Below are 17,480 nucleotides of genomic sequence, written 5' to 3'. Positions count from 1 at the left end.
GGAGAGCGGCACAGGCGCCGTCGTCATGTCCGGACAGCAGCCCACCCCTCGACGCCAGGAGAGTGCCCGTGAGCAGTCCCGAGTCCGGCAACGACCGGCTCGCCGGCCTGCTCGCGGAGCACCGTGACCTCGAGGCCGAGCTCGCCGACCCCGCCGTGCACGCCGACGCCGCCCGCGCCCGCCGGCTGGGCCGCCGCTACGCCGCCCTCGCCCCGGTGGTCGAGACCGTCCGCGCGCTGGACGCCGCCCGCGACGACCTGGGCGCGGCCCAGGAGTTCGCCGCTGACGACCTGTCGTTCGTCGCCGAGGCCGAGCAGCTCGAGGCGTCCGTCGGCGAGCTGAGCGCCCGGCTGAACGAGCTGCTGCTGCCCAAGGACCCCGACGACGAGAAGGACGTCATCCTCGAGGTCAAGGCGGGGGAGGGCGGCGCGGAGTCCGCGCTGTTCGTCGGCGACATGCTGCGGATGTACCTGCGCTACGCCGAGCGGCGCGGCTGGGCGATCGAGGTCCTCGAGGCGGTCCCGGCGGAGCTCGGCGGTTACAAGGACGTCGCGGTGGCCATCAAGTCCCGCACCGACGAGGGGATCTTCAGCCGGCTGAAGTTCGAGGCCGGGGTCCACCGGGTGCAGCGGGTGCCGGTCACCGAGTCCCAGGGCCGCATCCACACCTCCGCCGTCGGCGTCCTGGTGCTGCCCGAGGCCGAGGACGTCGACGTCACCGTCGACCCGAACGACCTGCGCATCGACGTCTTCCGCTCGTCGGGCCCCGGTGGGCAGAGCGTGAACACCACCGACTCCGCGGTGCGGATCACCCACCTGCCCACCGGCATCGTGGTCAGCTCGCAGAACGAGAAGAGCCAACTGCAGAACCGGGAGTCCGCGCTGCGCGTGCTGCGCTCCCGGCTGCTGGCCGCCGCCCGCGAGGAGGCCGAGGCCGCCGCCTCCGACCAGCGCCGGAGCCAGGTGCGCACCGTCGACCGCAGCGAGCGGGTGCGCACGTACAACTACCCGGAGAACCGCCTCTCCGACCACCGGGTGGGCTTCAAGGCGCACAACCTCGACGCCGTCCTCGACGGGGAGCTCGACCCGGTGCTGGACGCGCTCACCGCCGCGCACACCGCCGAGCTCCTGGCGGGGGAGTCCTGACCGCCCAGCAGCTGGTCCGCGAGGCGGCGGCCCGGCTGGCCGAGGCCGGCGTGGAGTCCCCGCGGGTCGACGCGGAGCTGTTGCTGGCCGCCGCCCTCGGGGTCTCCCGCACCGCGCTGCTCACCACCGGTGAGGTCCCCGACGACGCCGTCGCGCGGTTCGCCGCGTTGGTCGAGCAGCGGGCCGACCGGGTGCCGCTGCAGCACCTGACCGGGACGGCGCCCTTCCGCCACCTCGAGCTGTCCGTCGGCCCCGGCGTGTTCGTCCCACGGCCGGAGACCGAGCTGGTCGCCGGCTGGGTGCTGGAGCGGATCGCCGGGCTGCCCGCGCCGACCGTCGTCGACCTGGGCACCGGCTCCGGCGCGATCGCGCTCGCGGTGGCCAACGAGCACCCCGGCGTCCGCGTGCTCGCCGTCGAGCGGGACCCCGGGGCCATCGAGTGGACCCGGCACAACGCCGCGACCCGGGCCTCGGCCGGCGACACCCCGGTCGAGGTGCTGTCCGGGGACATGACCGACCCCGCGCTGCTCACCGAGCTCGACGGCGCCGTCGACGTCGTCGTGTCCAACCCGCCCTACGTCCCGGACGACGCCCGGCTGCCCCGCGAGGTCGTCGACCACGACCCGCCGCTGGCGCTGTGGGGCGGTCCCGACGGGCTCGACGTCGTCCGCGGCCTGCTCGACACCGCCGTCCGGCTGCTGCGTCCGGGGGGCTGGCTGGGCATCGAGCACGCCGACCTGCAGGGCAGCGCGCTGCCGGCGCTGGTGCGGGCGCACGGCCACTGGACCGACGTCGCCGACCACCCCGACCTCGCCGGCCGCCCGCGCTACACGACCGCTCAGCGGTCCGGGCACCACGCCGCCACGTAGGCCGGGTCGCCGGGCAGCGTGACGTCGAGGTCGCGCCGCTGCACGCTCGGACCGGGCGTCCTGCAGGCCGCGTCGAACCCCTCGTCGGTGTACTCGACGTCCAGCACGGTGCCGTAGCCGGCGGTGCAGACCGCGCAGTCGTCGTAGGCGCCGCAGTCCTCGGCCACCGCGTAGTCGAAGCCCAGTCCCGCCCCGGCCAGCTCGGGGGGCCTCCTGCCCGATCGCCAGCCCGGCGGCGTGTGCACGGTCGACCAGGACGCGGGCCGTCGCCGCTGCGTCGTCGGCGTCCAGCAGCCCGTCGGACCAGGTCCAGCTGTCCAGGTCGTCCGGCTCGACCGCGGTGAACCCAGCCGTGGCCCCGCTGCGGGGTCCCGCCGCGAGCTCGCGAGTGGTGCGGGGCAGCGGGGTCCTTCGTCAGTCCGGGTCCTCCACGGGCCGCCCGTCCGCTCCGTGCAGCAGCAGGTCCGCCGGCAGCCTGAGCTCCCGGGCTGGGTCTGGGAGGCGTTGACGTGACAGGCCGACCACAGGCCGGCGGCCGGCGTCGCGGTGCGGTCTCGGACGACGCCGGCGACGCTCGCTGCGGGCGGGTGGGGGCCACCGAGCTGGTAGTCGACCCGAGCACCGGCGGGCAGCCCGGTCAGCGCGGCGACCGGTGGCCCGGACGGCGGCGGTGCCTCCTCGTGCGACGCGCCGCAGCCGGCCAGCAGGACGAGGGCGGCGCACACCGCGGGTACACCCACCTGTTGCACGGGCGCAGCGAAGGTGGGGGAGACTCCCGAGCCGTGGCGGACCTCTACGACTGCAGCGACCCCGACCAGCGCGAGGCGGGCCTGACCGCCGCCGCCCTTGCCCTCTCCCGCGGCGACCTGGTGCTCACCCCGACCGACACGGTCTACGGGGTGGCGGCCGACGCCTTCACCCCGGGGGCGGTCGGCAAGCTGCTGGCGGCGAAGAACCGCGGGCGGAACATGCCGGTGCCCGTGCTGATCGGCGAGGCGTCCACGCTGGTCGGGCTGGTCACCACCGTCCCGCCGGCGGCGACCACGCTGGCCGAGGCGTTCTGGCCCGGCGGCCTCACGCTGGTCGTGGAGCACGCCCCCACGCTCGCCTGGGACCTCGGTGACGCGGAGGGCACGGTCGCCGTCCGGCTGCCCGCCGACGACATCACCCGCGACCTGCTGCGGCGGACCGGCCCGCTCGCGGTCTCCAGCGCCAACCGCTCCGGCCGGCCCGCCGCGACGAGCGCCGCCGAGGCCGTCTACCAGCTCGGTGAGATGGCCGCGGTCGTGCTCGACGGCGGCTCCCGGACGAGCTCCGCGGCCAGCACCATCGTCGACTGCACCACCCCGGTCCCGCGGGTGCTGCGCCTGGGCGCCATCGACCTCGAAGCACTCCGCGCCGTCGTCCCGGAGATCACCGACTAGCCGGCTCCCGGCCGCTGGCCGCGGTGCGGTCCGGAGGATCGCCATGCCAGAGCGATACCGTGGTGCGACAGCCGTGTGCGCCCGCTCGAGGGTGCGCGCGGGCACCGGCACCGAGCAGCAGGAGTGCACCCGCGATGAGCACCCCCGCCACGACCCCGTACTGGGGTCCTGACTTCGACGCCCTGGCCGCCTTCGACCCGGAGATCTCCAGCGTCGTCGTCGACGAGCTCGACCGGCTCCGCAGCGGGCTCCAGCTGATCGCCAGCGAGAACTTCACCAGCCCCGCGGTGCTCGCCGCGCTGGGGAGCACGCTGTCGAACAAGTACGCCGAGGGATACCCCGGCCGCCGGTACTACGGCGGCTGCGAGGTCGTCGACCGCGCGGAGTCGTTGGGCATCGAGCGGGCCAAGGAGCTCTTCGGCGCCGAGCACGCCAACCTGCAGCCGCACTCCGGTGCCAGCGCCAACCTGGCCGCCTACGGCGCCTTCCTGCAGCCCGGCGACACGCTGCTCGGCATGGCCCTGCCGCACGGCGGGCACCTGACCCACGGCACCAAGGTCTCCTTCTCGGGCAAGTGGTTCAACGCCGTCCAGTACGGGGTCGACCCGGAGACGGAGCACATCGACTACGACCAGGTGCGCGACCTGGCCCGCGAACACCGGCCGAAGCTGATCATCGCCGGCGGCTCGGCGATCCCGCGGCTGATCGACTTCGCCGCGTTCCGGGAGATCGCCGACGAGGTCGGCGCGATCTTCATGGTCGACGCGGCGCACTTCATCGGCCTGGTCGCCGGCAAGGCCATCCCCTCGCCGGTGCCGTACGCCGACGTCGTCACCTTCACCACCCACAAGGTGCTGCGCGGTCCGCGCGGTGGGGCGATCGTCTGCAAGGCCGAGCACGCCAAGGCCATCGACAAGTCGGCGTTCCCGATGATGCAGGGCGGCCCGCTCATGCACGCCGTCGCCGCCAAGGCGGTGAACCTCAAGGAGTGCCTGCAGCCGGAGTACCAGGCCTACACCCGCCAGGTCGTCGCCAACGCCCAGGCGCTCACCGCGGGCCTGGCCGCCGAGGGCCTGCGCCCGGTCGCCGGGGGCACCGACACCCACCTGGCGCTGCTGGACCTGCGGGAGGTCACCGACACCGCCGGCGAGCTGGTCACCGGAAAGGTCGCCGAGGCCCGCTGCGACGCCGCCGGCATCGTGTTGAACAAGAACGCGATCCCCTTCGACCCGCAGCCGGCGTCCATCGCCTCCGGCATCCGCGTCGGCAGCCCCTCGGTCACCACCCAGGGGATGGTCGAGGCCGACATGGCCGAGATCGCCCAGCTCATCGGGACGGCGATCCGGGACGCCGACGGCTCCCGCACCGCCGAGGTCGCCGCAGGCGTGGCGAAGCTCGTCAGCGCCCATCCGGCGTACCCCGAGCCCGTCCGGGCCGTCTGAGCCCATGCGCGAGTACGCCGTCGTCCTGCTGGCCGCCGCCCTGGTCACCTTCCTGGCCACCCCGGTGGTGCGGGTGGCGGCGGTCCGGTTCCGGGTGATGGCCGCGGTGCGTGACCGCGACGTGCACGTCATCCCCACCCCGCGGGGCGGGGGGGTGGCGATGTACCTCGGGGTCGCCGCCGGCGTGCTGGTCGCCGCCCAGCTGCCCTCGCTGCAGCGCAGCTTCGAGTTCAGCACCCAGACGATCGCCGTCCTGGTCGCCGGCGGGCTGATCTGCCTGCTCGGCGTCCTGGACGACCGGTTCGGCCTCGACGCGCTCACCAAGCTGACCGGCCAGATCGCCTCGGCCGGGGTCATGGTGCTGCTGGGCGTCCAGCTGGCCTACCTGTTCCTGCCGGTCGCCGACATCGGCACCCTCTCGCTGGGCCCGGACGTCGGGGTGCCGGCCACCATCGCGCTGACCGTGCTCACGGTGAACGCGCTCAACTTCATCGACGGCCTCGACGGGCTGGCCGCCGGGGTCTCGGCGATCGCGGCGCTGGCCTTCTTCGCCTACAGCTACCACCTCGGGCTGGTCGGCTACGACGACGTGGCCAGCGCACCGGCGCTGATCACCGCCGTCCTGGCCGGCGCGTGCCTGGGTTTCCTGCCGCACAACTTCAGCCCGGCCCGGATCTTCATGGGCGACTCCGGGTCGATGCTGGTCGGGCTGATGCTCTCGGCCGCCGCCGTCTCGGCCACCGGGCAGACCGACTCGCAGACGCTGAGCTCGGCCGCCGGGCTGCTGCCGCTGATGCTGCCGCTGCTGGTGCCGGCGGCGGTCCTGTTCATCCCGTTCGCCGACCTGGTGATGGCCGTGGTCCGGCGCACCCGGCGCGGCCAGTCGCCGTTCCGGCCGGACAAGATGCACCTGCACCACCGGCTGCTGTCGATCGGGCACTCGCACCGGAGGGCCGTGCTGATCATCTACTTCTGGGCCGCCCTGCTCAGCTTCGGCGCCGTGGCGCTGTCCATCACCGGCGGCACCGTCGAGGTGCTGGTCGTGATCGGTGCCCTGCTGGTGGTGGGTGTGGTCGTCGTGCTGAGCCCGCGGGCCCGCCGTGCGGCGATCGCCGCCCGGCAGGCGGAGATCGCCGCGCTCAAGGAGCGCAGCCGCGCCGCCCACCCGGCCAGCCGCAGCGTGCGCGGTGAGACCGCCGGGCCGGTGGCCCTGCCGTCCACGGGCTCCACGACGGCGACGGTGCCCCGGTGACCGCCGCGCCGGAGCGGGGCGTCAGCCCGTGGAGCTTGTCGTTCCTGCGCGCCGGGCTGCTGGCCAGCATGCCCGCCGCAGCGGTCGCCGCGGTGGTGGTCGGCCTGGTCATGAGCTGGGCCGCTGCGGTCAGCGTGCTGCTCGGGGCCGGCGTCGTCGCGTTGTTCTTCTGCCTCTCCGGGGCGGTGATCGCCTGGGCCGGCCGGCTCGGCGACGCCTTCACCCTGCCGGCGGCGCTGGGCACCTTCGTGATCAAGGTCGCCGTCGTCGGGGCGGTCTTCGAGTCGCTGCCCGAGGACGGCTGGCTGGACCTGCAGGTGCTCGGCTGGACGGTCATCGCCGGAGCGCTCTTCTGGAGCGTCGTGCAGAGCCGGTGGGTGTGGACCCGCCAGCTCTATTACGTCACGCCGCCGGCTCCGCGCCCGACGCGCCCGGCCGGCGACCCCGCCGCCGTCTCGTCACCCCCTGCGGGTGACCCGGAAAGCCGCACGACAAGCGGCTGATAGTGTCCCCGCCGATGGCCGAGGACACTCCCGCCCGCGGGGGAACCCGACCGCGACCCAAGACCCCTGACCAGCAGCAGCACAGTGGCGCTGATGTCGGCTGGGGGATCACCGGCACGATGTTGTCGGGGATCATCGTCTGGGGTGGCGCCGGGCTCGCGCTGGATCGCTGGCTCGGAACGCAGTTCCTGGCCCTGGTCGGGCTCTTGCTCGGCCTCGGCGTGGCGATCTACCTCATCATCATGAAATACGCCCCGCCCGTGCCACCGGCCGGTCGGGGGACAGGACACAACCGCCCGGGTGGCCGATCGAGTCAGCCCAGGACGCAGAAGGGACACCGGTGACCTCCAGCGCCCTCGCGCTCGTCAACGTGCTCGCCGCTGAAGGCAGTGAGGGCGACAGCGGGTTCCAGGCTCCCACCATCGCGGAGTTCTACCCCGAGTCGCTCGTGTCGTTCTCGCTGTTCGGCATCGACTTCGAGTTCACCCGCATCACGTTCATCCTCTTCATCGCGACGGCGGCGATCATGCTGCTGCTGGTCCTGGCGGTGCGCCGCCCGGGCATCGTGCCGGGCAAGCTGCAGTGGCTGGCCGAGAGCGGCTACTCCGTGGTGCGCGACGGCATCGCCCGCGACGTGATCGGACCGAAGGGCCTGCCGTTCGCGCCGTTCCTCGGCTCGCTGTTCTTCTTCATCCTGGCGAACAACGCGATGAGCATCGTGCCGTTCTTCCAGATCTCGCCGATGAGCAAGTTCGCGTTCCCGCTGGTCCTGGCCGTGTTCGTGTGGGTGCTCTACAACTACATCGGCATCCGCGAGCAGGGCGCCGCGAAGTACTTCAAGGACGCGGCCATCCCGCCGGGCGTCCCGAAGGCCGCGCTGATCCTCGTCACGCCGATCGAACTGCTCCAGGTCTTCGTGATCCGGCCCTTCACCCTGGCCGTCCGACTCTTCGCCAACATGTTCGCCGGCCACATGCTCCTGGTGGTCTTCTCGCTGGGTGCGGTCTACCTGCTCCAGGTGGGCAACCTGTCGGCGATCTTCGCGCCGTTCTCGCTGATCATGGCGATCGTGATGACGTTCTTCGAGCTGCTGGTGATCGTGCTGCAGGCCTACGTCTTCACCGTGCTGACCGCGACCTACCTCAACGGCGCAGTCGAGCCCGCGCACTGATCCACCGCACCACCCCTGAGCTGCACCACCCCAGAGCTGCACCACCCGCACCACCCCGCCAGCCGCCCGAGACGACCTCGGGCGACCGACACAGGAGGCACACCCCGCAATGGACGTTCTCGCAGAGCTGACCGGCAGCATCGGTTCGGTCGGCTACGGCCTCGCCGCGATCGGCCCCGGCATCGGTGTCGGCATCGTGTGGGCCGCCTACATCCAGGCGACCGCCCGCCAGCCCGAGTCCGCCGGCCTGACCCGTACCTACGCCTTCCTGGGTGCCGCCCTCTCCGAGGCGCTCGCGCTCATCGGTCTGGTCGTCCCCTTCATCTTCGGGCAGTGACCTGACCCTCCACCGGCGACCGACCCAGCTGACGTAGGGACGTGCAGAGCATGAACATCCTGGCCGCGGAGAGCGCCAACCCGCTGCTCCCGCCGATCGGCGAGATCATCGTGGGCGTCATCGCCTTCGCGATCCTCTACTTCGTGCTGGCCAAGTTCGTCTTCCCGCAGATGGAGAAGACGTTCGTGGCCCGTCGCGAGGCGATCGAGGGCGGCATCGAGCGCGCCGACGCCATGCAGGCCGAGGCGAAGGCCGCGCTGGCGCAGTACCGGGCGCAGCTCGCCGAGGCCCAGGCCGAGGCGGCGAAGATCCGCGACGACGCGCGCGCCGAGGGGCAGCAGATCATCGAGGAGCTCCGCGCCCAGGCGCAGACCGAGTCGGCCCGCATCATCGCCCGCGGCGAGGAGCAGCTCACCGCGTCCCGGCAGCAGGTCCTCAACGAGCTGCGTGGCCAGATCGGCACGCTCGCGGTCAGCCTGGCCGGCAAGGTCGTCGGGGAGTCCCTCGCCGACGACGCGCGCCGCAGCGGCACCGTGGACCGGTTCCTCGACGACCTCGACGGCATGTCGGCCACCACGGGCACGTCGGCCACCACGGGCACCGCAGCGACCACCGGCTCCGCCGACGGTCGTGGCGGCAGCTCGGCGTACGTCCCGCAGGACGCCCGCTGATGCACGCCTCCAGTCGGGCCGCGATGGAGGAGTCGCGCGCCAGCCTCCTGGAGCACACCGCCGGCGCACGCAGCCGGACCCGCGGTGACGCGCTCCTGACGCTGGCCGACGAGCTCTACGCCGTGGCCCACGTGCTCGACGGTCAGCCCTCGCTCCGCCGGGCCCTGTCGGACGCCTCCGTGCGTCCGGAGGACCGGGCGGGCCTGGCCCGTCGTCTGCTGTCGACCCAGGTCGGCGCAGACACCCTCGCGGTGGTCGAGACCGTCGCGCGGCAGCGATGGTCGCGGCCGCTGGACCTGGTCGAGGCCATGGAGACCCTCGCGATCGAGGCGGCGCTGGACGCAGCCGACTCGCGCGGGGAGCTCGACAGCGTGGAGGACGAGCTCTTCCGGTTCTCCCGCATCGTGTCCGCCGACGCAGACCTGGCCCGGATCCTCGGGAACCGGTCGGCGCCGCGGGAGGGCAAGACCGCCCTGCTCGACCGGCTGCTGGCCGGCAAGGTCAGCCCGGTCACCGAGCGGCTCGTCCGGAACGCGCTGACCAGCTCGCACGTGCACAACGCGGAGAACGAGGTCGAGCGGTTGTCCACGGCGGCGGCTCGCCGGCGTGGCCAGTCGGTCGCCCACGTGGTCAGCGCCGTCCCGCTGACGGCCGTGCAGGAACAGCGGCTCACCGCCACCCTCGAGCGGCTGTACGGGAGGACGATGGGCCTGCAGGTCCAGGTCGACCCCGACGTGCTCGGCGGTCTGGTGATCCGCGTCGACGACGAGGTCATCGACGGCAGCATCGCGCACCGCCTGGAGCAGGCCGGGCGTCGCCTGGCCGGCTGACGACCGACCCCAGCCGGCCGGCACCGCCGACCGTGCGCTGCACCGCACCACCACAGACACCAGCAGAAGAGGACGCGAAGCCATGGCCGAGCTGACGATCTCCGCGGACGAGATCCGCAGTGCGATCCAGAACTACGTCTCCGACTACACCCCGGACGTCTCCCGGGAAGAGGTCGGGGTCGTCACCGAGGCCGGCGACGGCATCGCCCGGGTCGAGGGCCTGCCCTCGGTCATGACCAACGAGCTCCTCGAGTTCGAGGGCGGCGTCCGCGGTCTGGCGCTGAACCTCGACGTGCGCGAGGTCGGCGTCGTCATCCTGGGCGACTTTGCCGGGATCGAGGAGGGCCAGACGGTCCGCCGGACCGGCGAGGTCCTCTCCGTGGCCGTGGGCGACGGCTACCTGGGCCGGGTCGTCGACCCGCTCGGCAACCCGATCGACGGTGCCGGCCCGATCGCCACCAGCGGTCGTCGCGCCCTGGAGCTCCAGGCCCCCTCCGTCGTCCAGCGCCAGTCGGTGCACGAGCCGATGCAGACCGGGATCAAGGCCATCGACGCCATGACCCCGATCGGCCGCGGCCAGCGTCAGCTGATCATCGGTGACCGCCAGACCGGCAAGTCGGCGATCGCGCTGGACACGATCATCAACCAGAAGCAGGCCTGGGCGACCGGCGACCCGGCGCAGCAGGTCCGCTGCATCTACGTCGCCGTGGGCCAGAAGGGCTCCACCATCGCCGCCACGCGCGCGGCGCTGGAGGACGCGGGCGCGATGGAGTACACGACCATCGTCGCGGCCCCCGCGTCCGAGCCGGCCGGCTTCAAGTACATCGCCCCCTACACCGGCTCGGCCATCGGCCAGCACTGGATGTACGAGGGCAAGCACGTCCTGATCGTGTTCGACGACCTGTCCAAGCAGGCCGAGGCCTACCGCGCCGTGTCGCTGCTGCTCCGTCGCCCGCCGGGCCGCGAGGCCTACCCCGGCGACGTCTTCTACCTGCACTCCCGCCTGCTCGAGCGCTGCGCGAAGCTCTCGGACGAGCTGGGCGCGGGCTCGATGACCGGCCTGCCGCTCATCGAGACCAAGGGCAACGACGTCTCGGCGTACATCCCGACCAACGTCATCTCGATCACCGACGGGCAGATCTTCCTCGAGACCGGTCTGTTCAACTCCGGTGTCCGCCCGGCGATCAACGTCGGTGTCTCGGTGTCCCGCGTCGGTGGCTCGGCCCAGATCAAGGCGATGAAGTCCGTCGCCGGCCGACTGCGGCTGGACCTGGCCCAGTACCGCGAGCTCGAGGCCTTCGCCTCGTTCTCCTCGGACCTGGACGCCACCAGCCGGTCCACCCTGGACAGAGGTCAGCGCCTGGTCGAGCTGCTCAAGCAGGGCCAGTACTCGCCGTTCCCGGTCGAGCGGGAGGTCGTCTCGCTGTGGCTGGGCACCACCGGCAAGCTGGACCTGGTCCCGATCCCGGACGTGCGCCGCTTCGAGTCGGAGTTCCAGGAGTTCATCTCTCGGGGCGACAACACGATCTTCGACGACATCCGCAACTCCAAGCAGCTGTCCGCCGACACGGTGAGCAGCCTGGAGCGGGCCGTCGAGACCTTCTACGGCCGGTTCACCACCTCCGAGGGCGAGAAGCTCAAGGGCCACGAGCCCGAGGTGGAGGCCATGGCCGCCGGTGACCGTGGCCAGGAGACCGTCCAGGTCAAGCGAGGCCGCTGACCATGGCCGGTTCCCTCCGCGCGTTGCGGCGCCGCATTCGCTCCACGCAGTCGACGAAGAAGATCTTCTCGGCGCAGGAGCTGATCGCCGGTGCCCGCATCGTGCGCGCCCAGAACCGGGTGGAGGCCTCCAAGCCCTACGCCCGGGAGATCACCCGGGTGCTCTCGGCCCTGGCCGGGTCGGCCAGCCTGGACCACCCGCTGCTCACCGAGCGCACCGGCGCCCGGCGGGTGGCGGTCCTGGTGATCACCTCCGACCGCGGGTTCGCCGGCTCCTACAACGTCAACGTCCTGCGCCGCACCGAGGAGCTCCTCGGCCTGCTGCGCAGCGAGGGCAAGGAGCCCGTGCTCTACGTCGTCGGCCGCAAGGGCGAGACGTACTACCGGTTCCGTGACCGGGCGATCGTCGACTCGTGGACCGGCTTCTCCGAGCAGCCGGGTTACGAGGACGCCCAGGAGGTCGGCCGCGCCCTCATCGCCGCCTTCACCGCCGGTGAGGACGACGACGAGACCGGCGGCGGTGCCGACGGCATCGAGGGCGTCGACGAGCTGCACATCGTCTACACCGAGTTCCGCTCGCTGCTGTCCCAGGTCCCCGTGGCCAACCGGATGGCGCCGCTGGTGGTCGAGGAGGTCGACGAGTTCCGCGACGAGGCCCCCGCCGCCGAGCGGACCAGCGACGTTCCGACGTCCTATGAGTTCGAGCCGTCGGCCGAGGCGCTGCTGGACGCGCTGCTGCCGAAGTACGTCACCACCCGCATCTACGCGGCGATGCTCGAGGCAGCCGCCTCGGAGTCGGCGTCGCGTCGCCGGGCGATGAAGTCGGCCTCGGACAACGCCGAGGAACTGGCGAAGAACCTCGCCCGTCAGGCCAACCAGGCGCGTCAGGCGGAGATCACCCAGGAGATCAGCGAGATCGTCGGCGGCGCCGACGCGCTGGTGACCTCGGGCTCCGACAACTGAACGAGCGGCACCGCAGCACTGCCCCGGTCGTGGCGGCACCCGCCGCCACGACCGGGGACACTCAAGACAGAGAACGTCAGCCGGGACCACACAGCCCGAGGGCAGGAGAGCAGCACAGATGACCGTCACCGAGGATCGTCCGAGCACCCAGGGGACCACCGGCGCCGGCCGGGTCGTCCGGGTCACCGGGCCGGTCGTCGACGTCGAGTTCCCCCGCGACGCGATGCCCGACCTGTTCAACGCGCTGAAGGTCGACGTCACCCTGGCCGACCTGGGCAAGACGCTGACCCTCGAGGTCGCCCAGCACCTGGGTGACAACGTGGTCCGCACCATCTCGATGGCCCCCACCGACGGCCTGGTCCGCGGTGCGCAGGTCCGGGACACCGGGTCGGCCATCTCCGTCCCCGTCGGCGAGGCCGTCACCGGCCACGTGTTCAACGCACTCGGCGAGTGCCTGGACACCCCCGGCTACGGCGAGGACGCCCCGCACTGGACGATCCACCGGCATGCGCCGAAGTTCGACCAGCTCGAGGGCCGCACCGAGCTGCTCGAGACCGGCATCAAGGTCATCGACCTGCTCACCCCCTACGTCAAGGGCGGGAAGATCGGCCTGTTCGGCGGGGCCGGCGTGGGCAAGACCGTCCTCATCCAGGAGATGATCCGCCGCGTCGCCCAGGAGTTCGGTGGCGTGTCGGTGTTCGCCGGTGTCGGCGAGCGCACCCGTGAGGGCAACGACCTCATCACCGAGATGACCGAGTCCGGCGTCATCAACTCGACCGCCCTGGTCTTCGGCCAGATGGACGAGCCGCCGGGCACGCGTCTGCGCGTCGCCCTGTCGGCGCTGACGATGGCGGAGTACTTCCGCGACGAGATCCAGCAGGACGTCCTGCTGTTCATCGACAACATCTTCCGCTTCACGCAGGCCGGCTCTGAGGTCTCCACGCTGCTGGGCCGCATGCCGTCGGCCGTGGGCTACCAGCCGACCCTGGCCGACGAGATGGGCGAGCTGCAGGAGCGGATCACCTCGACCCGAGGCCGGTCCATCACCTCGCTGCAGGCCATCTACGTGCCCGCCGACGACATCACCGACCCGGCGCCCCACACGACGTTCGCCCACCTCGACGCGACGACGGTGCTCTCCCGGCCGATCTCGGAGAAGGGCATCTACCCGGCCGTCGACCCGCTGGACTCCACCAGCCGGATCCTCGACGCCCAGTACGTCGGGCAGGAGCACTACGACACCGCCCGCGAGGTCCAGCGGATCCTGCAGCGCTACCAGGAGCTGCAGGACATCATCGCCATCCTCGGCATCGACGAGCTCGGTGAGGAGGACAAGGTCACGGTGAACCGTGCGCGGCGCATCGAGCGCTTCCTCTCGCAGAACATGTTCGTGGCCGAGGCCTTCACGGGGCAGCCGGGTTCCTACGTCCCGCTCAGCGAGACGCTGCAGGCCTTCAAGGCGGTCGCGGCCGGCGAGTACGACCACGTCCCGGAGCAGGCGTTCTTCATGTGCGGTGGCCTCGAGGACCTCGAGGCCAACTACGCCAAGCTGAAGAAGAGCTGAACCAGAGCCCGTCCGCACCAGGACGGGTCGCGCACCGGCCGGGTCCCCACGGGGGCCCGGCCGTTGCCGTTCCTGCGGGTCGCCGTGCCGGGCCGTGGAGCCGGAGCAGGGGTCCATCCGATCGGGTGGCGGGGTGACGCGAGGCTCAACCTCTCGGGCGGAGCGGCCGATGATGGGGAGGGCGCGTCCGGCCGGCGGACGTCAGAGCCGGGAGCAGCTCGTGCACAGGTCGGGGGTCGCAGCGGTGCTGCGACGCAACAGCAGGGTCGCGGTCGGCGGCGGGGTGGCCGCGCCGGCGGCCGACCTGCCCGAGGACGCCGTGCAGTGGAGCTGGCCGCCCTACGCGCCGGTGCAGACCGACCGGGAGTCCTTCGACACCGACGACTGGGCGCCCCCGTCGGTCGTGTGGCACCCGCAGCTGCGCGTGGGCCGCTGGACCGTGCTGTACCGCCGCTGCGGGAGCTGAGCAGCCCGCCCGTCCCACCCGTCCGCGGCGACACCCCCGCGGACGCCCCCCGTCCGGGTGCTTGTCCTGGACGGACCGACCGCTCCTCGACCGGGTCTGGCGCAGGGCGCTGCGACACGCCGCTAGAGTGGGGGCACACCCGTCGCCGGATCCGTCCGGACCGGCGACCCGCACCGCCGCCCTGACGGGCCGGCTGGTGGACCCGGAGGAGAGACGTGGCGACCCTGCAGGTCGAGCTCGTGGCCGTCGAGAAGATGATCTGGTCCGGTGAGGCCAGCATGGTGATCGCCCGTACGACCGAGGGTGAGCTCGGCGTCCTGCCCGGCCATGCACCGCTGCTCGGCGAGCTCGCCCCCGGCGGCGTGGTTCGCATCCGTCCCGAGTCCGGTGAGGACCTCGTCGTCGCCGCCCACGGTGGCTTCCTCTCGGTGACCGAGCGCGGGGTGTCCATCCTCGCCGAGACGGCCGAGTTCTCCACCGACATCGACGTGGAGCGTGCCCGCGAGGCGCTCCGCCGCGCCGAGGCCGCCGGCGACGACCCCGAGGCGCTGGCCGCCGCCCGGCGAGCCGAGTCCCGGCTGCGCGCCGCCGGCCAGGACGCCTGACCCACACCCGCCCCACCGCCACCACCCCTGCAGCGGCCGACAGCCAGCCCCGGTGACCACCGCCCTCCTGGTCGTCCTCGCCGTCCTGGTGGTGGCGCTGGTCGCCGCGTTCCTGCTGCGGCGCCACTTCCTGCTCTCCGGGCTGGGCGCGGTCACCATGTGGCTGCGGGCCCCCGGGGCGCCGCGCTGGGCGGTCGGCGTCGCCTGGTACTCCGGCAACGACCTGCTCTGGTACCGCGCGCTCTCGCTGTCCGTGCGGCCCAACCGCCGGTTGTGCCGCTCGCAGTTCCAGGTCGACGCCCGGCGCCGGCCCACGTCGGCGGACCTGTCCCTGCCGAACGAGACGGTCATCCTCACCTGCCGCACCGGCGCCGGGCCGCAGGAGCTGGCGATGGACCTGTCGACGGTGACCGGCTTCCTGTCCTGGATCGAGTCGGCCCCGCCCGTCGACCGCTGAAGGACCCCGCTGCCCCGCACACCCCGCCAGCTCAGCGCGGGCCCCTGCGGCGGGGCCGTTCCCGAGCTAGCGGCGGGCGGCGCGCTGGGCGTGGACGCCGCTGTGCGCGCCCGGCTCCCACAGGACGTCGCCGTCCGGGTTGGCCGAGCGGGCGAGGATGAACAGCAGGTCCGACAGGCGGTTGAGGTAGCGCGCGTTCTCGGCGTTGGTGCGCTCGGCGTCGACGGCCAGCAGGGCCCAGACGCTGCGCTCGGCCCGGCGGGCGACCGTCCGGGAGGCGTGCAGCAGCGCGGCCAGCGGGGTGCCCCCGGGCAGCACGAACGACGTCAGCGCCGGCAGCCGCTCGTTGGCGACGTCGCAGGCCGCCTCCAGCCGCTCGGTGTAGGCGGCGGTGATCCGCAGCGGGGGGTGCGCCGGTGCGGGCTGGACGGGCGTGGACAGGTCCGCGCCGAGGTCGAACAGGTCGTTCTGGATGCTGAGCAGCAGCTCGGCGACCTCGGGGGTGGGCCCGCCCAGGGCCAGCGCGACACCGATCGAGCTGTTGGTCTCGTCGACGTCGGCGTAGGCCACCAGCCGCGGGTCGGTCTTGGTCACCCGGCTCATGTCGCCCAGGTGCGTCTCCCCGGCGTCACCGGTACGGGTGTAGATGCGGGTCAGCCGGACGGTCATGTGCTGAGCGTAAGACGGGAGAGCCGGGGGGCGTCGCCAGCTCCGGGTCGCAGGCGCCCGGCCGGGCGCCTCTAGGCTGGGCGCGTGGAGTGCTTCGAGGTGACCGGTGGGGCGTCCCTGCGCGGTCGGGTCCGGGTCACCGGGGCCAAGAACAGTGCGCTGAAGCTGATGGCGGCGGCGCTGCTGGCCCCGGGACGGACGACGCTGGACGAGGTGCCCGACATCCTCGACGTGTCGATCATGAGCGAGGTGCTGCGGCGGCTCGGCTGCGGGGTCAGCTTCGAGCGCTACCCGCTGGAGCCCGGTGGCAGTCCGAGTGGTGGCGGCCGGGTGCTCATCGACGTCCCGGAGGAGCCTTCCAGCGAGACCGACTACGACCTGGTCCGGCGGATGCGGGCCTCGATCAGCGTGCTGGGCCCGCTGGTCGCCCGGCTGGGCACCGCCAAGGTCGCCCTGCCCGGCGGTGACGCCATCGGCTCCCGCGGGCTCGACATGCACATCGCCGGCCTCGAGCGGCTGGGCGCCACCATCGTCAGCGAGCACGGCTTCCTCGTCGCCACCGCACCCCGGCTGATCGGCACCTCCATCTGGCTGGACTTCCCCTCGGTGGGGGCCACCGAGAACCTGGTCATGGCCGCCGTGCTGGCCGAGGGCACCACGGTCGTCGACAACGCCGCCCGCGAGCCGGAGATCGTCGACCTGTGCCGGATGCTGGTCGCGATGGGCGCCCGCATCGACGGCGCGGGCACCTCGACGATCACCGTGGAGGGCGTGGCGGGCCTGAGCCCCGTCTCCTACTCGACCGTGCCGGACCGGATCGTGGCCGGCACCTGGGCGATCGGTGCGGTGATGACCCGCGGCGACCTGGTCATCGAGCGGGCCGTGGCCGACCACCTGGCCGTCGCGCTGGACAAGCTGGTCACCGCCGGCGCCACCGTGGAGCCGCAGGCCGACGGCGTCCGGGTGACGATGGAGGAGCGGCCCCGCGGCGTGGACGTCGTCACGCTGCCCTACCCGGGCTTCCCGACCGACCTGCAGCCGATGGCGGTGGCGCTGGCGGCGGTCTCCACCGGCACCGCGCTGATCACCGAGAACGTGTTCGAGGGCCGGTTCATGTTCGTCAACGAGCTGGTCCGGCTGGGCGCCGACGTGCGCATCGACGGCCACCACGCGGTCGTCCGTGGCCGCGAGCGGCTCTCCAGCGCGCCGGTGCTGGCCACCGACATCCGCGCCGGCGCGGGCCTGGTGCTGGCCGGCCTGCTGACCGACGGGGTCACCGAGGTCCAGGACGTGCACCACGTCGACCGCGGCTACCCCGACTTCCTCGAGCAGCTGCGCGGCGTCGGCGTCCAGATCGAGCGCACCCAGTGCCCCAGCTGAGTCGTCGGCCCCC

Annotated in this window: 20 protein-coding genes and 1 pseudogene; 18 read left to right on the top strand and 3 right to left on the bottom strand. The window is 72.8% G+C overall.

Annotated features, from left to right (window positions below; genetic code table 11):
• Positions 1-68: 68 nt before the first annotated feature.
• Positions 69-1,145 (top strand): peptide chain release factor 1, encoded by a 1,077-nt coding sequence (gene prfA / locus GCU67_RS16300; RefSeq protein ID WP_163612255.1) that lies wholly within the window; start codon positions 69-71, stop codon positions 1,143-1,145.
• A complete protein-coding gene (prmC, locus tag GCU67_RS16295) occupies positions 1,142-2,014 on the top strand; it encodes a peptide chain release factor N(5)-glutamine methyltransferase (protein WP_163612440.1) in 873 nt (290 codons plus the stop codon). The genes prfA and prmC overlap by 4 nt, the downstream gene beginning before the upstream one ends.
• On the opposite strand, the gene GCU67_RS16290 is transcribed toward prmC, so the two are convergent.
• Positions 1,984-2,259, bottom strand: coding sequence for an endo alpha-1,4 polygalactosaminidase (locus GCU67_RS16290; protein ID WP_163612254.1), 276 nt, complete (start codon positions 2,257-2,259; stop codon positions 1,984-1,986). The two genes, prmC and GCU67_RS16290, sit on opposite strands and share 31 nt — an antisense overlap.
• Before the next feature lie 25 nt (positions 2,260-2,284).
• Positions 2,285-2,335 (bottom strand): annotated as a pseudogene (locus GCU67_RS23080) (hypothetical protein); the annotation flags it as partial.
• A gap of 359 nt (positions 2,336-2,694) precedes the next feature.
• Between GCU67_RS23080 and GCU67_RS16280 the strand changes: the two are divergent.
• The 15 genes from GCU67_RS16280 to GCU67_RS16210 all read left to right on the top strand — a co-directional run bounded on the left by GCU67_RS16280 (position 2,695) and on the right by GCU67_RS16210 (position 15,418).
• The gene (locus tag GCU67_RS16280; RefSeq protein WP_338105080.1) at positions 2,695-3,438 is read left to right on the top strand and encodes an L-threonylcarbamoyladenylate synthase; all 744 of its coding nucleotides are present in this window, start codon (positions 2,695-2,697) and stop codon (positions 3,436-3,438) included.
• A gap of 134 nt (positions 3,439-3,572) precedes the next feature.
• Positions 3,573-4,880 carry a serine hydroxymethyltransferase gene (locus tag GCU67_RS16275; protein WP_163612253.1) on the top strand — a complete coding sequence of 436 codons (1,308 nt, stop codon included), beginning with the start codon at positions 3,573-3,575 and terminating at the stop codon, positions 4,878-4,880.
• Between the two features lie 4 nt (positions 4,881-4,884).
• A complete protein-coding gene (locus GCU67_RS16270) occupies positions 4,885-6,132 on the top strand; it encodes a glycosyltransferase family 4 protein (protein WP_163612252.1) in 1,248 nt (415 codons plus the stop codon).
• Positions 6,129-6,635: a hypothetical protein gene (locus GCU67_RS16265; RefSeq protein WP_211661509.1), complete on the top strand. Its 507-nt coding sequence runs from the start codon at positions 6,129-6,131 to the stop codon at positions 6,633-6,635. Before GCU67_RS16270 ends, GCU67_RS16265 begins: the two co-directional genes overlap by 4 nt.
• Before the next feature lie 14 nt (positions 6,636-6,649).
• Positions 6,650-6,979, top strand: a complete 330-nt coding sequence (locus tag GCU67_RS16260; RefSeq protein ID WP_163612251.1) for a hypothetical protein — start codon at positions 6,650-6,652, stop codon at positions 6,977-6,979.
• A complete protein-coding gene (gene atpB, locus GCU67_RS16255; RefSeq protein WP_163612250.1) occupies positions 6,976-7,806 on the top strand; it encodes a F0F1 ATP synthase subunit A in 831 nt (276 codons plus the stop codon). Before GCU67_RS16260 ends, atpB begins: the two co-directional genes overlap by 4 nt.
• Before the next feature lie 109 nt (positions 7,807-7,915).
• Positions 7,916-8,143: an ATP synthase F0 subunit C gene (gene atpE / locus GCU67_RS16250; RefSeq protein WP_056288464.1), complete on the top strand. Its 228-nt coding sequence runs from the start codon at positions 7,916-7,918 to the stop codon at positions 8,141-8,143.
• A gap of 50 nt (positions 8,144-8,193) precedes the next feature.
• The gene (locus GCU67_RS16245; protein ID WP_163612249.1) at positions 8,194-8,814 is read left to right on the top strand and encodes a F0F1 ATP synthase subunit B; all 621 of its coding nucleotides are present in this window, start codon (positions 8,194-8,196) and stop codon (positions 8,812-8,814) included.
• Positions 8,814-9,644 (top strand): F0F1 ATP synthase subunit delta, encoded by an 831-nt coding sequence (locus tag GCU67_RS16240; RefSeq protein WP_163612248.1) that lies wholly within the window; start codon positions 8,814-8,816, stop codon positions 9,642-9,644. The genes GCU67_RS16245 and GCU67_RS16240 overlap by 1 nt, the downstream gene beginning before the upstream one ends.
• Positions 9,645-9,726: 82 nt before the next feature.
• Positions 9,727-11,364, top strand: a complete 1,638-nt coding sequence (gene atpA / locus GCU67_RS16235; protein ID WP_163612247.1) for a F0F1 ATP synthase subunit alpha — start codon at positions 9,727-9,729, stop codon at positions 11,362-11,364.
• 2 nt (positions 11,365-11,366) lie between these two features.
• Complete coding sequence (locus GCU67_RS16230; protein WP_163612246.1) at positions 11,367-12,326, top strand: F0F1 ATP synthase subunit gamma; 960 nt, start codon at positions 11,367-11,369, stop codon at positions 12,324-12,326.
• 118 nt (positions 12,327-12,444) lie between these two features.
• Positions 12,445-13,890, top strand: coding sequence for a F0F1 ATP synthase subunit beta (gene atpD / locus GCU67_RS16225; protein WP_163612245.1), 1,446 nt, complete (start codon positions 12,445-12,447; stop codon positions 13,888-13,890).
• 244 nt (positions 13,891-14,134) lie between these two features.
• Positions 14,135-14,356: a hypothetical protein gene (locus GCU67_RS16220; protein WP_163612244.1), complete on the top strand. Its 222-nt coding sequence runs from the start codon at positions 14,135-14,137 to the stop codon at positions 14,354-14,356.
• Between the two features lie 215 nt (positions 14,357-14,571).
• A complete protein-coding gene (locus tag GCU67_RS16215) occupies positions 14,572-14,961 on the top strand; it encodes a F0F1 ATP synthase subunit epsilon (RefSeq protein WP_163612243.1) in 390 nt (129 codons plus the stop codon).
• Positions 14,962-15,013: 52 nt separating this feature from the next.
• Positions 15,014-15,418 (top strand): DUF2550 family protein, encoded by a 405-nt coding sequence (locus GCU67_RS16210; RefSeq protein ID WP_163612242.1) that lies wholly within the window; start codon positions 15,014-15,016, stop codon positions 15,416-15,418.
• Between the two features lie 66 nt (positions 15,419-15,484).
• On the opposite strand, the gene GCU67_RS16205 is transcribed toward GCU67_RS16210, so the two are convergent.
• Positions 15,485-16,087 carry a cob(I)yrinic acid a,c-diamide adenosyltransferase gene (locus GCU67_RS16205; RefSeq protein WP_163612241.1) on the bottom strand — a complete coding sequence of 201 codons (603 nt, stop codon included), beginning with the start codon at positions 16,085-16,087 and terminating at the stop codon, positions 15,485-15,487.
• An 84-nt stretch (positions 16,088-16,171) separates the two neighbouring features.
• Between GCU67_RS16205 and murA the strand changes: the two genes are divergently transcribed.
• Positions 16,172-17,467, top strand: a complete 1,296-nt coding sequence (gene murA, locus GCU67_RS16200; protein WP_163612240.1) for a UDP-N-acetylglucosamine 1-carboxyvinyltransferase — start codon at positions 16,172-16,174, stop codon at positions 17,465-17,467.
• Positions 17,468-17,480 lie beyond the last annotated feature (13 nt).

It is taken from the genome of Modestobacter muralis (assembly GCF_010682105.1).
In the GTDB taxonomy this organism is placed as follows: Bacteria; Actinomycetota; Actinomycetes; order Mycobacteriales; family Geodermatophilaceae; genus Modestobacter; species Modestobacter muralis.
This window is presented reverse-complemented; position numbering and strand designations above follow the sequence as displayed.

What these genes read in the sequence shown, in the direction of transcription:
- GCU67_RS16275 (WP_163612253.1), top strand. Translation starts at nt 3,573, where the DNA reads ATGAGCACCCCCGCCACGACCCCGTACTGGGGTCCTGACTTCGACGCC.
- GCU67_RS16270 (WP_163612252.1), top strand. Translation starts at nt 4,885, where the DNA reads ATGCGCGAGTACGCCGTCGTCCTGCTGGCCGCCGCCCTGGTCACCTTC.
- GCU67_RS16260 (WP_163612251.1), top strand. Translation starts at nt 6,650, where the DNA reads ATGGCCGAGGACACTCCCGCCCGCGGGGGAACCCGACCGCGACCCAAG.
- atpE (WP_056288464.1), top strand. Translation starts at nt 7,916, where the DNA reads ATGGACGTTCTCGCAGAGCTGACCGGCAGCATCGGTTCGGTCGGCTAC.
- GCU67_RS16245 (WP_163612249.1), top strand. Translation starts at nt 8,194, where the DNA reads ATGAACATCCTGGCCGCGGAGAGCGCCAACCCGCTGCTCCCGCCGATC.
- GCU67_RS16240 (WP_163612248.1), top strand. Translation starts at nt 8,814, where the DNA reads ATGCACGCCTCCAGTCGGGCCGCGATGGAGGAGTCGCGCGCCAGCCTC.
- atpA (WP_163612247.1), top strand. Translation starts at nt 9,727, where the DNA reads ATGGCCGAGCTGACGATCTCCGCGGACGAGATCCGCAGTGCGATCCAG.
- GCU67_RS16230 (WP_163612246.1), top strand. Translation starts at nt 11,367, where the DNA reads ATGGCCGGTTCCCTCCGCGCGTTGCGGCGCCGCATTCGCTCCACGCAG.
- atpD (WP_163612245.1), top strand. Translation starts at nt 12,445, where the DNA reads ATGACCGTCACCGAGGATCGTCCGAGCACCCAGGGGACCACCGGCGCC.
- GCU67_RS16205 (WP_163612241.1), bottom strand. Translation starts at nt 16,087, where the DNA reads ATGACCGTCCGGCTGACCCGCATCTACACCCGTACCGGTGACGCCGGG.